This is a genomic window from Pseudovibrio sp. POLY-S9 (genome assembly GCF_001431305.1).
In the GTDB taxonomy this organism is placed as follows: domain Bacteria; phylum Pseudomonadota; class Alphaproteobacteria; order Rhizobiales; family Stappiaceae; genus Pseudovibrio.
Map to the genome: position 1 here is coordinate 1 of NZ_LCWX01000131.1, position 12,841 is coordinate 12,841.

At 52.1% G+C, this 12,841-nt stretch carries 10 protein-coding genes; 7 read left to right on the forward strand and 3 right to left on the reverse strand.

All coding sequences use genetic code 11. The features are described 5' to 3' along the window. Positions 1–263 precede the first annotated feature (263 nt). The gene (locus PPL9_RS11140) at positions 264–1,082 is read right to left on the reverse strand and encodes a nucleotidyltransferase domain-containing protein (protein ID WP_057462767.1); all 819 of its coding nucleotides are present in this window, start codon (positions 1,080–1,082) and stop codon (positions 264–266) included. 371 nt (positions 1,083–1,453) lie between these two features. On the opposite strand from PPL9_RS11140, the gene PPL9_RS11145 reads away from it, so the two are divergent. Then, a complete protein-coding gene (locus PPL9_RS11145) occupies positions 1,454–3,040 on the forward strand; it encodes a SulP family inorganic anion transporter (protein WP_057462768.1) in 1,587 nt (528 codons plus the stop codon). A 169-nt stretch (positions 3,041–3,209) separates the two neighbouring features. Here the strand turns inward: PPL9_RS11145 and PPL9_RS11150 are convergent, their stop codons facing one another. Beyond that, a complete protein-coding gene (locus PPL9_RS11150; protein WP_057462769.1) occupies positions 3,210–4,229 on the reverse strand; it encodes an EF-hand domain-containing protein in 1,020 nt (339 codons plus the stop codon). A 272-nt stretch (positions 4,230–4,501) separates the two neighbouring features. On the opposite strand from PPL9_RS11150, the gene PPL9_RS11155 reads away from it, so the two are divergent. The 4 genes from PPL9_RS11155 to PPL9_RS11170 all read left to right on the forward strand — a co-directional run bounded on the left by PPL9_RS11155 (position 4,502) and on the right by PPL9_RS11170 (position 8,252). Further along, on the forward strand, positions 4,502–5,230 hold the full coding sequence (locus PPL9_RS11155; RefSeq protein WP_057462770.1) for a response regulator: 729 nt from the start codon (positions 4,502–4,504) through the stop codon (positions 5,228–5,230). Then, on the forward strand, positions 5,227–6,675 hold the full coding sequence (locus PPL9_RS11160) for an ATP-binding protein (RefSeq protein ID WP_057462771.1): 1,449 nt from the start codon (positions 5,227–5,229) through the stop codon (positions 6,673–6,675). The genes PPL9_RS11155 and PPL9_RS11160 overlap by 4 nt, the downstream gene beginning before the upstream one ends. Before the next feature lie 112 nt (positions 6,676–6,787). After that, on the forward strand, positions 6,788–7,456 hold the full coding sequence (locus PPL9_RS11165) for a DUF1906 domain-containing protein (protein WP_057462772.1): 669 nt from the start codon (positions 6,788–6,790) through the stop codon (positions 7,454–7,456). Positions 7,457–7,589: 133 nt separating this feature from the next. Continuing rightward, on the forward strand, positions 7,590–8,252 hold the full coding sequence (locus tag PPL9_RS11170) for a DUF1906 domain-containing protein (protein ID WP_057462773.1): 663 nt from the start codon (positions 7,590–7,592) through the stop codon (positions 8,250–8,252). Positions 8,253–8,323: 71 nt separating this feature from the next. On the opposite strand, the gene PPL9_RS11175 is transcribed toward PPL9_RS11170, so the two are convergent. Next, positions 8,324–10,507 (reverse strand): malate synthase G, encoded by a 2,184-nt coding sequence (locus tag PPL9_RS11175; protein ID WP_057462774.1) that lies wholly within the window; start codon positions 10,505–10,507, stop codon positions 8,324–8,326. Positions 10,508–10,889: 382 nt separating this feature from the next. On the opposite strand from PPL9_RS11175, the gene PPL9_RS11180 reads away from it, so the two are divergent. Continuing rightward, a complete protein-coding gene (locus PPL9_RS11180; RefSeq protein ID WP_057462775.1) occupies positions 10,890–11,780 on the forward strand; it encodes a DMT family transporter in 891 nt (296 codons plus the stop codon). A gap of 224 nt (positions 11,781–12,004) precedes the next feature. Beyond that, positions 12,005–12,841, forward strand: an 837-nt coding sequence (locus PPL9_RS11185) for a hypothetical protein (RefSeq protein WP_057462812.1), incomplete at its 3' end; no start/stop codon positions are given.

Here is a 12,841-nt window from a genome sequence, read left to right on the forward strand (position 1 = left end):
ACAGTCGCAAAAATCGACTTAACATCATAACATGACCGTCACCCATGTCCCCGAACAAACGTCAACCATCTCTCCGGGACAAACATCAAGTGCGGGATCCATATCGGCTTGCCTTTCTTTCTCATGAAGACCTTCAACCCACCTCTCATACTGGGAGTATGGATCCCGGGTCTACGCTGCGCTTCGCCCGGGATGACACCGAGGGGGCGAGCAAGCAATCCTCATAGCCACCCTCAGCCGTCTTCCAGCACTTGATGCGGGATCTAGTTTACTTCCATGACCACTTGACGAAAGTAGGCTTCAATCTCTGAGTTCAAACTTGGGGTGTATTTTGAATTTTCAACTTTTTTGGCCCATTCGAAGGCATCTAATACCAGAGCTTCAAGCTGCATCATTTCAGGGAGCTCTTCTAACTCATGTTTTTCTTTGAGTTGGGTCTTTGCACTAATCAAGCCTTCCATCTCTTGTAAGACAACTGAAGAAATTGAAAGCCCTGCAGCCAATTCCTGTACATTCATAGGCGGTGTGAGACTTGGGTGCTCTTTAATCCAAAGAAGTGCCAGTGCAGGGCGAAGCGCATAAAAGAAACGCTTTAGGTTTAGGCGATTTTCAGTTGCGTGAGATTTTTCCCAATAGCGTAATCCAAGTTTTCGATAATGATGGATACAAGGTGTTTGGCTTGCAGCTTCTCTTGAGAGGTCAAGCAATGGCGAGACTAATTCGTCACGCCAAATGTACTTGATTGGGCTGTAAAGCCATTCAAGTAATACCGGGTTAGACTTGCGCATCAGATTCAGAGCTTTACGAATTTCCCAGCCACTGATGTCCAGCTCATCGTCGATCGGCAACTCAATTACGTCTCTGCCAGCTTCTAAAGACAGGTACCAATCCAGTTTGTGCGCGTAGACGAACCGCACATCATAATCGCTATCTGGCGAGGGAAAGCCCCAGGCACGGCTACCGCTTTCAATAGCAAAGAGGATCGTTACATCGTTGTCGGCCTCAATCTTATATAGCTGCTCCAAAATTCTGGTGCGCATGCTCTCTGAAATGCTTGGTTTGAATGGTGTTAAAGCTGTCATCTGAAAATTCCTTGCAATGGCAGAGGCATATCACGTTTTCAGAGGAACTGAAGCCACACGCTTGGATCGTGCCCCAACACTTTTTCCATCAGATAGAATCCAGGGGGCACATTGGTCGTAATATCCATCAGGCATCCCTCCCGCACCCCGTGCATGGCTATTATGCGTTGGGGGGATGGTGTTTTTGACGATATTCCCGTATAAGCGCGTCAAAAGGGAGACAAAAACCGCTCAAATTTTAGCGGTGTCCTGGCTGAATAGCTCTTGTCCTTGAGCAGGAAACCTCTTGGTTTCACACGGACTTCACAGTGCGTGCCTAGGATTTACCCACTACTTTAAAACAGTACCAAGAATCCCATTGGAGGTGCTACTTGCATTCGTCCTCGAAGGCGCACGCGCCCGAAAAGACTGGCTTTACAGCCAATACTATTAAGGTTGAGCTCCTCTCCGGGCTTACCGTTGCTCTTGCTCTGGTTCCAGAAGCTGTTGCATTCGCATTTGTTGCTCAGGTTGAACCGCTTGTAGGTCTGTACGCGGCCTTCATCGTCGGCATTATTACTGCTGTTTTCGGTGGTCGTCCGGGCATGATCTCTGGTGCAACCGGCGCGCTTGCCGTTGTTATGGTCTCACTCGTGGTGACCTACGGCGTGGAATACCTGTTTGCGACCGTTGTGCTGATGGGCATCCTTCAGCTGATCTTCGGCGTGATGCGCTGGGGTAAGTTCATCCGCATGGTGCCGCACCCGGTTATGCTTGGGTTTGTGAACGGCCTTGCGATCGTGATCTTTCTTGCGCAAATGGGCCAGTTCCAGACCGTTGATGAAGTGACTGGCACAGCAAGCTGGCTTGCAGGCATGGACCTGACGTTGATGCTTGGTCTTGTTGCATTGACCATGGCTGTGATCTGGTATCTGCCAAAGCTGACCAACGCTATTCCTGCTCCGCTTGCAGCTATTGTTGTTGTTTCTGTGATCGTGATTGGCCTTGGGCTTAACGTTCAGACCGTTGGTGATCTGGCTCCGATTTCTGGTGGCCTGCCTGAATTCCACATCCCAATGGTTCCGCTGAACCTTGAGACGCTGCAGATCATCCTGCCATACTCCATCATTCTTGCTGCAATCGGCCTGATTGAAAGCCTTTTGACGCTGAACCTTGTTTCTGAAATGACAGATACACGCGGTGGCGCCTCCAAAGAGTGTCTTGCTCAGGGTGCTGCAAACGTTGTGACTGGCTTCTTCGGCGGCATGGGTGGTTGTGCGATGATTGGTCAGTCCATGATCAACGTGAAATCCGGTGGCCGGACACGACTTGCAGGTATTGCTGCAGCGCTGTTTTTGCTCAGCTTCATTCTGTTTGCGTCTTCATTGATTGAGCAGATCCCGCTGGCAGCGCTGGTTGGTGTGATGTTCATGGTGGTGATTGGTACCTTTGCATGGAACACCTTCAAGATCCTGCACAAGATCCCACGGACTGATGCGATTGTTATTGCGCTGGTGACTGGTGTGACTGTGTATTCTGACCTTGCTGTTGCTGTTGTGGTTGGCGTGATTGTTTCTGCGCTTGCTTATGCATGGAACGCATCCAAGCGTATTGATGCACACACAACAACCAACTCTGAAGGCCAAAAGATCTACAAGCTGGAAGGTCCGCTGTTCTTCGGTTCCGCTGCTGGTTTCCAGGAGATCTTTGATCCTCAGTCTGACCCGGATGACGTGATTGTTGACTTCATCAATTCCCGCGTGGTGGACCATTCCGGTTTGCAGGCAATTGATGCACTGGCAACGCGCTATGAGCAGGTTGGCAAGACCTTGCATCTGCGTCATTTATCTCCGGATTGTAAAGACCTGCTGCACAAAGCTGGCAGCATGGTTGAGGTCGCTGTTCTGGAAGATCCGCATTACGGCATTGCAGTCGATTATGATGCAGAGATGCAAGAGACCAAGCCAGCCACGAGTTAGAGCATGATGCGTTCACGCACCAAGCTCTAACTCTCTATTTTCAAGCGTATTCTTATCCGAAAACCGGAACCACTTTTCGGGAATACGCTTTGGTGCAGGTTTCCTAAGCTGATACAGAAAAGGCGGAGCACGATGGCTCCGCCTTTTTTATTCGCTCAAGCGGTTTGGCTTATCCGCGCTGGCCTTGCCCCAAACCGTGACCATGACCGTGGCCACCTTTGCGGTCCTTTTGGCCTTTGCGCCAGTCTTTCTTCATCTTCTTGAAGTCTGCGGAGGTGATGACACCGTCGTTGTTACGGTCCATGCGTTTCATCATCTGAGCAGTTGGTGCAAAGAACTCTTCCTGTGTGACTTTCAGGTCGCCGTTAGCATCCAGACGCTGGAAGGAACGCACGTACATCGGCTCTTTGAACTCAGCTGCGATGGTTCTGAAGCCAACCAGATCAACAGGGCCATTTGCGAAGAGCTGGTCAGCGAGTTTGTTCAGCTCGTCCTTGGAGATCTTGCCGTTCTTGTCCAGATCAACCTTGGCGAACATCGCGCCCATCATTTCGCCGCGCATGCCTTTGCCGCCATGCTTGCCAAAGCCCATCATGCCCTGGTCGCGTGAGCCATCACCCCAGCCGCTTTTGCCTTGTTTGCCGTCGCCTTGCTTACCGTCACGGGGGCCTTTCTGCCAGCCGTCCTTGCCATCCTTACCTTGTTTGCCATCACGTGGGCCATCGCCCCAGCTGCCTTTGCCACCCTTACCATCTTGCATTTTGGCCATGCGGTCGCCCATGAGCTTTTTCATCTTGTCCATGCGCGTTGTCATGCGTTCTGCCTGATCAAGGAATTCTTCGCGGGTGACCTGTCCGTCGCCATTGCCGTCAAAGCGCTGGAAGATGCGGACTGAACGGTCTTTGCTGCGCTCGGATGCACGATCTGCTGCAAAGACTTTCCATTCTTCCAGAGTGATTGCGCCGTCGCCAGCTGTGTCTGCTTTTGCAAAATCTGCTTTGCGTTTTGTTTCAATTTCAGCAGCGGTGACAGAGCCGTCTTTGTTCGCATCAAAATTTGTAAAAAACTGGGAAGACATCTTCTTGCCAAAGCTTCCGCCAAGACCCGGAGCAGCCATGGCAGGAGACAGTGCGGTACCAGCAATTAATGCAGCTACAGAGCCAGCCACAATAGTTTTAAAATTCATCATGTCGTGTTCTCCTAAAAATCAAAGCCTGAAACGAGGGGAAGGTTTGTGTGAGTGTGCTTCGATAAACAGAAGGTAGGAGCGAAGTGTCGCAAAACTACACCAGAAAACATGCTGTTTTGTCTCAGGATTTGCCAGAGCATCTCGTTGTGACAGTTTGATACATTTTTGGATGCAGAGATACTTTCGCTGGCTAGGGGAATGCGGCATAAGTTAGACATCGCATACTATATGGTCTTTCACAGGCATGAGAGACGGGACTTAAGCGAGGATGCATGTCTCAGAGTACAGCACATATTCTTATCGTCGATGATCATCGGGATATCCGGGAAAGCCTTGCCCGGTATCTGACGAAGAATAATATGCGTACGACCGTGGCAGAAAGTGCAGCTGCTGCACGTAAGACTCTGAGAAACTCCTCCATTGATCTTGTAGTGCTGGACATCATGATGCCGGGTGAAGACGGTTTGTCACTCTGCCGGCATCTGGTGGAGACCAATCAGGCCCCTGTGATCCTGCTGACAGCGATGGCTGAAGATACAGACCGCGTTGTGGGCCTAGAGATTGGTGCAGATGATTATGTGACCAAGCCTTTCAATCCGCGTGAGCTGCTGGCCCGCATCCGCGCTGTGCTGCGCCGTGCCACCAGTGTTCCGCGGGAACGTGACCCCATCGATACAGAAAAACTGGCGTTCAACGGCTGGGTTCTTGATACTGCACGGCGAGAACTGATTGATCCGGAAGATGTGAGCGTGCCTCTGTCCTCTGGTGAGTTTCAGCTGCTGCTGGCGTTTTTGAAGCGCCCTCGCGTGGTGTTGTCCCGCGAGCAACTGCTTGATCTGACCTCTGGCCGCTCACTGGGAGTGTTTGACCGGTCTATCGACAATCAGGTTTCCCGCTTGCGCCGGAAAATCGAGATTGATCCCAAAAATCCGGAGTTGATCAAAACTGTCTGGGGGGGCGGTTACACCTTTACCGGTGAAGTCAAAGAAGTGACTCAATGAAGTTTCTCAGATACCTGATCCCCCGCCGTCTTGCCCCCCAGCTCATTTTGCTGCTGCTGGCTGCGCTTATCTTTTCGCAGGTCGTCAGTTTTGTTCTGCTTGGACGAGAGCGTCAGGTTGCGCTTGCCAACCTTGCCCGCGACAATGCCTTGTGGCGCACTGCCAATGTGGTGAAGCTGCTGGAAGCCACGCCGCCGCGCTTGCAGAAGCAGGTTTTGCGTACGGTCTCTAACACACGCACGCGCTTTTCGATTGGAGACACTCCGGTCGTCGCCGAAACGGGTGGTGATGAAAGCATGGAAGCTCGGCTTGCCGACTACCTGAAGCGCAAGCTGGATCATGACCGGCAGGCCCGTGTTGCCGTTATCTACAATGAGCGTTTTCAAGAAGAGAAGTGGCGTGATCGATCCTCTCCGCCTCCAGAAGGACGTGAGCGATCTTCTCATGGTTCCATGCAGGCGATGCATGACCGCCGCGATGATTATTTCAAAAAATACCGCTGGTTTTCTCTCAAGGGCGTCCAGCTCTTTGCTGCTATTGAGCTGAAGAACGGCCAGTGGCTGAACATCGAGAGCAACTTCCGGCTTCCGAAGCCCTCGTTTGTACCGATATTGCTGCCGATCGTCATTATGGCCTTGCTGACCATTTTGATCATCTGGGTCTCTGTGTACCGCCTGACAAAGCCACTTCGAACACTGGAAGCGGCTGCCAATGATCTTGGCCGTGGTGCCGATGTGAAGCCGCTGAAAGAAGCTGGACCTGCCGAAGTGCAGGCTGTGACGCGCTCGTTCAACCAGATGCAGGAGCGAATAACGCGGTTTATCTCTGACCGTACCCGCATGCTGGCGGCGATCAGCCATGATTTGCGTACTCCGATCACCTCACTGCGTATTCGTGCCGAGTTTATTGATGATGATGAAGACCGGGAACGCATGATCGCCACGCTGGATGAAATGCAGGCAATGGTGGAGGAAACGCTTGCCTTTACCCGTGAAGATTCCAAGCAGGAAGAATTGCGTTCTGTCGACCTTGGCGGTTTGCTGGAGAGCATCGCCAATGATCAGGAGGATATGGGCAACCATGTGAGCGTTGAGGCACACAACCGTGTTGTGCTGAAGTGTCGTCCGATGTCTCTTAAACGTGCTTTCCAGAACCTGATTGGCAATGCAATCCGTTATGGCGAGCAGGCTGAGGTTTCGTTCCGAGTTGACGAGGCTCATGCGGAAGTTCGTATTGCAGACAAAGGGCCAGGCATCCCGCAGAACCGCCTTGAAGATGTGTTTGAGCCGTTTGTACGTCTGGAAGAATCCAGAAATGAAGAAACAGGTGGCATCGGTTTGGGCCTAGCAATCACACGCAGCATCATTCATGCGCAAGGCGGTACAATCCGCCTTGAGAATGGCGAGGAAAACGGCCTTGTCGCAATTGTGAGACTGCCGCTTTAACATCCAACAGGCGTGAGAGATTAAGGCTTCTGTTACCCTAGCAGAACGCCCTCACTCACGTCGTTGCTCTCCACTTCGTCACTGCTCTGCATAACAACAAAAAGCAGAGCAGATGACAGATCCAACCTCCCCTAAACTCTTGCTGCCAGCACTTGATACAGCATCAAATGCCGGTAACTCCGCCGAAACACTTGCCCAAGATGGCTACAAAGCCGTGGGACGTTATTACTCCCAGTACAGCTGGAAACAGTTGACCAAAGCAGAAGCTTCAGAGCTCTTCGCAGCAGACCTGAACATCTTTGTGGTTTATGAAGACAGCAATAATGCTCCGTCCTTTTTCTCGCCCGAAATTGGAATTCAACAGGCGTTACGAGCACTTTATCAGGCAGATGCCGTCATCCATCAGCCAAGGCAAACCGGCATCTATTTTGCTGTCGATTATGATGCATCAAACTATGACTACACCCATTACATCAGGCCTTATCTGAGAGCGATCAACGATGTTTTTGCTTCCTTTGGCTATCCCTACCATGTGGGCATTTATGGCAATGGTCTCGTGTATTCCTGTGCCAAAGGTGATGGTCTTGCCAACCTGACATGGCTTTCTCAGTCAACCGGTTACTATGACTATCAGGAATATAAACAATCTGGTGACTGGAACATTCTTCAGGGTCCTTACGTGACAATTGCCGGCACTCAGTACGATCAGGACACACTCAATCTGAACCGAGGCTCTTATGGTGGCTTTGGAAGCTTTGCACCTCCCTCCTGCTCCAAATGAGGGATAAACCTTCCATTGGTTCATCCTTCCAAACCCAGCGTATAACTTCGCTAACCATTGGAACTGGTAGGCTCTCACGGCTTTTCTCTCATGTTCGTCATCACTCTGCATAACAATAAGAAGCAGAGAAGCAATGACTGACGATAAAGGCATCAAGACCGAACCTGCCGTTGATACAGCTGAAGGTGTGGAAGTGCTGGCGAGTGCGATCGCCAAAAAAGGGTATAAGGCCGTTGGGCGTTACTACTCTTTTTCCAAGTGGAAGCAATTGCAGCCGACTGAGGCCCAGCAGCTGATTGCTGCGGGCCTTTCCATCATCACTGTTTATGAGGACAGCAATGACAAGCCATCCTCCTTTACGAGTGCTGCAGGAACACAGCAGGCTCAACAGGCGCTGCATCTGGCACAGGATGTAATCAGGCAGCCCAAAGGCTCTGGCATCTACTTTGCCGTTGACTATGACACGTCCTATTACGACTACGTGCATTACATCACGCCCTACTTCAAGGAAATCCAGTCAGTCTTTGAAAAGGCTGGAAACCCTTACAAGATTGGCGTCTATGGAAATGGGTTGGTTGCTGCCAATGCCCTGCAAGACGGACTGGTTGACCTGACTTGGCTGAGCCAGTCACAAGGTTTCCGCGACTACAAAAAGTTCCGTGATTCCAGAAAATGGAACATCCTGCAAGGACCGGCTGTGAAAATTTCAGGAACTGAGTTTGATAGTGATACGCTCAATCTGACAAACGGCGATTTTGGCGGATTTACACATCTTACACCGAAGGATGTCAGCTGAATTCTGGCTCATGAAGTGCCAATCAAGCAAACCCTGCGCAATCGTTTGGGACTGCGCAGGGTTTTATTTTTTTAAGCAGAAACGCCGAATTTGGCTTTTGCTTCCAAACGGCGTTTGTGTAGCACTGGTTCGGTGTAACCGCTTGGCTGGACGCGGCCTTTGAACACCAGATCGCAAGCGGCCTGGAAGGCGACGGAGTTGTCGAAGTCTGGTGCCATGTTGTGGTAGGCCGGATCGCCTGCGTTCTGTTCATCCACCACAGCAGCCATACGCTTCATGATCTCCATCACCTGCTCTTTTGAGCAGACACTGTGATGCAGCCAGTTGGCGATGTGCTGAGAAGAGATGCGGCAGGTGGCGCGGTCTTCCATCAATGCCACATTATGAATGTCCAGCACCTTGGAACAACCTGTGCCATGTTCTACCCAGCGGACAACGTAACCAAGGATGCCTTGTGCGTTGTTTTCAACTTCTGAACTGATGTCTTCCGGTGTCCAGTTTGGATTGGTCGCAACCGGAATGGACAGGATGTCATCCAGCTTGGCTGGCTCGCGGCTTGCCAGTTCTTCCTGAACGGCTGGCACACAGACCTGATGGTAATGCATGGCATGCAAAGTTGCTGCGGTTGGAGATGGAACCCAAGCGGTGTTGGCACCCGCTTTTGGATGCCCAATCTTCTGCTCCAGCATAGCGTGCATAAGATCCGGCATGGCCCACATGCCTTTACCGATTTGTGCATGCTCTCTCAGACCGCAAGCAAGACCGGTATCCACGTTGTGGTTCTCATAAGCGTTGATCCATGCTGCTTGCTTCATGTCCGCTTTGCGGATCATCGGGCCAGCTTCCATGGAGGTATGGATTTCATCACCGGTACGATCAAGGAAGCCGGTGTTGATGAAGCAGACACGGGCTTTGGCTGCACGAATGCACTCTTTGAGGTTGACCGTCGTGCGGCGTTCCTCATCCATGATGCCCATTTTCAGGGTATTGCGTGGCAGTTCCAGAACATCTTCAACACGGCCAAACAGCTCGTTTGCGAAGGTGACTTCTTCCGGGCCATGCATCTTTGGCTTCACGATGTAGACCGAACCAGACACAGAGTTCATGTTGCGGGCTGTTGCGCCTGTGCGCAGGCCAATGTCATGCACTGCACAAAGGGCTGTCACCATGGCATCCATGATGCCTTCGAAGACCTCGTTGCCGTCCTCATCAAGAATTGCCGGGTTGGTCATCAGGTGTCCGACGTTACGCACCAACATCAGGGAACCCCCTTTCAGAGCCAGTGCATCGCCCTGCGCATCCGTATAGTGGCGGTCTGCATTCAAAGTACGGGTGAAGGTTTTGCCACCCTTGGCGACTTCTTCCTTCAGATCGCCGTTCATCAGGCCCAGCCAGTTGCGGTAGGCCAGCGCTTTGTCTTCCCCATCCACGGCAGCAACAGAGTCTTCGCAGTCCATGATGGTGGAGATGGCAGATTCCAAAATGATGTCGCTGATACCAGCTTTGTCTGCAGCGCCAATCGGACTGGTGCTGTCAAACAGGACATCAAAGTGCAGGCCGTTTTTCTGCAGCAGGATAGAGGTTGGCGCGTCTTTATCGCCCGCATAGCCAACAAACCCGAGAGGATCCTGAAGGCCAGCCATCTCTTCGTTTTCAAGGGTCAGCGCCAGAGAACCGCCCATAATGGCAAATTCTTTGACATCAGCCCAACTGCCTTCATCCAGTGGCAGAGCTTCATCCAGCTTTTTGCGTGCGTAGGCGATCACTTCTGCGCCGCGCTTCTCATCGTACCCGCCTGCTTGTGGGGTGGTCCCCATTGCATCGGTTCCGTAGAGCGCATCATACAGGGAGCCCCAGCGTGCATTGGCAGCATTGAGGGCGTAGCGCGCATTCATGACTGGTACGACGAGCTGAGGGCCAGCGATCTCTGCGATTTCCGGGTCTACGTTGTCCGTCTCAACTTCAAAGCTGTCCCCTTCTGGCAGGAGGTAGCCAAGCTCTTTGAGGAATGCCTTGTAGCTCTCAAGATCAATGGTGCCGGGATTGGCTTTATGCCAGTCGTCGATCTTGGTCTGGATGTCTTCACGGATTTGAAGCAGCTCGCGGTTCTTCGGTGTCAGATCCTTGATGATCTGCGAAAAGCCCTCCCAGAACTGTTCGGATGACACTCCGGTTCCCGGAAGCGCTTCGTTTTCGATGAAGTTATGGAGCTCCGGTGAAACCTGTAGTGATGCAACACTTACTCTTTGCGACATGGGTCCCCCTCGTATTGTCATTTTTTAGCAGGATATGCCGTCACTTCCTGCCGCTGAGTTTTTCAGATCAAACCCTTGCAAATTCAATCTCAAGTTTCAATGCATCAATTCGTTTCCAGCTCTTTCAAAACACAGGTGATTGAACAACAGGTGTTGGTCCTGCGGTCTAATGCTTTGATTTTGGGTGGGTTTGTCTGCACTTCACAGTGACATGTCGGGCAAAAGGGCATACTTGACGAAACCTCTACAGCCCTTGCGGAAATTCACCTTGCATTTGATAGGGGGACGGTGAAGGGTGACAGCTCCTTTTCAGCGGTGCCTCCTGCCCGCTCACCGACGGACTTTTTACATGCCTTTTCTCACCCCGCTGTACAGCAGGCCTATGCTGCTTCTGGTGTTGACCACACTCATGTGGAGCGGCAACGCCGTGGCGAGCCAGCTGGCTGTGGGGCATGTTTCGCCTATGGTGATCGTGTTCTTGCGATGGGGGATTGTGGCTGCACTCATGAGCCTGATTGCCTGGCGGGATCTTGTCGCCTCCTGGGCGGACATCCGCCCTCACCTGATCAGCATCGCTTTGATGGCCGCCTTCGGGTTCTCCGGCTTCAATGGCCTGTTCTATCTGGCAGCTCACAACACCACGGCGGTGAATATGGGCATCTTGCAGGGCTCCATTCCGATGATCGTGGTGATTGGCGCTTACTTTCTGTTTGGTGCAAGGGTGACGCTTATCCAGTTCATCGGCATTTTGCTGACATTGCTTGGTGTTTTCGTTGTGGCCAGTCAGGGCAGTCTTCAGGTTCTGCTCAATTTGCACATCAATCCGGGGGATGCGCTGATGCTGGTCGCGGCGGTGTTTTACGCAGGCTACACGCTGGCTTTGAGAAATCGCCCGAAGGTCCCTGCGCTCGCCTTTTTTGCGGTGATGGCTTTTGTGGCATCGCTTGTGTCACTGCCGATGCTGGCGGTTGAGTACAGTCAGGAGACGTTGGTCTGGCCTTCTCTGCAAGGTTGGCTGGTTATTTTATACATCTCTCTTTGCCCTTCCTTCCTTGCCCAGATTTTTTATATGCGCGGGGTGGAACTGATTGGTCCTAACCGGGCTGGTGTTTTTGTCAATCTGGTTCCGGTGTTTGCATCGGTGATGGCAATTGTGCTGCTTGGGGAACTGTTTGCGTTTTATCACGGTGCTGCTCTGGCGCTGGTGCTGGGTGGCATCTGGATTGCAGAAAAATTTGCCTGGGAGAAGCGAGGCAACAAGGCGAAAGCCTGACCCATTTGCAACAGACAGGTGCATTACTCACAGACTTCAAAGTCTACCATTTCAGTAGACTTTGTTTTTGTGCTAAGTAACGCGAAAGTGTTGTTGTGTCGTGTTCAGCCAACTGTCAGCCAAACATGCGCGCCTCGTAACTATAAGTTTCAGCGTATCCATTTCGGAAATCCAATTCCACTTTCCGGATATGCGCAGTCGTAGATCCAGAGGTTTTGCAGGCAGTGTCCACCGGTCTATCGCCCTCAGATATTCCCACTTTCGAAACAGCGGGCATCCCCGCACGTTTTGCAGGCCTCATTGAGGCTGCTCTGCCTGAAGGTGGTGAGCTGGTTGCTGCGCGGGCAATCACCGCTCCTGCACCGCACGTGGTGGCTGCAGAGCTGCGGGAGTTTTCCGGTTTTGACAGCAACTTCGGTCTGGTTGCAAAGCGCATGATCGACTACATCAAGGAAGATCGCGGCGCACCTACGACAAAGATTGCAGCAAGTCTTGCCCTGAAGACAATTTGCCAGATCCTGCTCAACCGGATTTCGGTCAGTTACCTGCTGAGTGGCCGTGCACCCCGCATTGATGAACTGCGGTTTGTCCTGCATGGCAAGGCCCCCTGGGTGGAGATATTCTTTGACCCTCGCCTTTCGGAAGAGGATTTCGAGCTTAATCCGGATCAGGGTCCTGCGGAGCTGTTCGCGCTTTCCATTTGCTTTGAGGAAATCATTCAGGTCTTCCACCGTGAGCTTGGGCGGCGGAAAGTGGCGCCTTCGGTGTTTTATTCCACCGTGGCTGTTTCCATCATATCGCCGTTTCTTGTCTTGCGACGCCATGGTGCAAAACCATCAGATGTGGCGAGCCTGATGCGTGCCTATCTTGCGAGCCTTGGGAAGAAGATCAATGGTGGGATTGTCTGGCGTCAGCGTCAGCAGGAGGGGCTGACAGAGTATGCTCCGCGGCGCAAAGCGTGCTGCCTGAAGTATGTTCTGCCATCCAAACCGCATTTGTGCTCCACCTGCTCGCGAAGCACCGAGACAACCTTCTTTGATGAAGTGGATGGGCCTGCGGGC

Coding starts and splice junctions, on each gene's coding strand:
- PPL9_RS11175 (WP_057462774.1), bottom strand. CDS start 10,507: ATGTCGCAAAGAGTAAGTGTTGCATCACTACAGGTTTCACCGGAGCTC.
- PPL9_RS11165 (WP_057462772.1), top strand. CDS start 6,788: ATGACAGATCCAACCTCCCCTAAACTCTTGCTGCCAGCACTTGATACA.
- PPL9_RS11150 (WP_057462769.1), bottom strand. CDS start 4,229: ATGATGAATTTTAAAACTATTGTGGCTGGCTCTGTAGCTGCATTAATT.
- PPL9_RS11180 (WP_057462775.1), top strand. CDS start 10,890: ATGCTGCTTCTGGTGTTGACCACACTCATGTGGAGCGGCAACGCCGTG.
- PPL9_RS11170 (WP_057462773.1), top strand. CDS start 7,590: ATGACTGACGATAAAGGCATCAAGACCGAACCTGCCGTTGATACAGCT.
- PPL9_RS11140 (WP_057462767.1), bottom strand. CDS start 1,082: ATGACAGCTTTAACACCATTCAAACCAAGCATTTCAGAGAGCATGCGC.
- PPL9_RS11160 (WP_057462771.1), top strand. CDS start 5,227: ATGAAGTTTCTCAGATACCTGATCCCCCGCCGTCTTGCCCCCCAGCTC.
- PPL9_RS11155 (WP_057462770.1), top strand. CDS start 4,502: ATGTCTCAGAGTACAGCACATATTCTTATCGTCGATGATCATCGGGAT.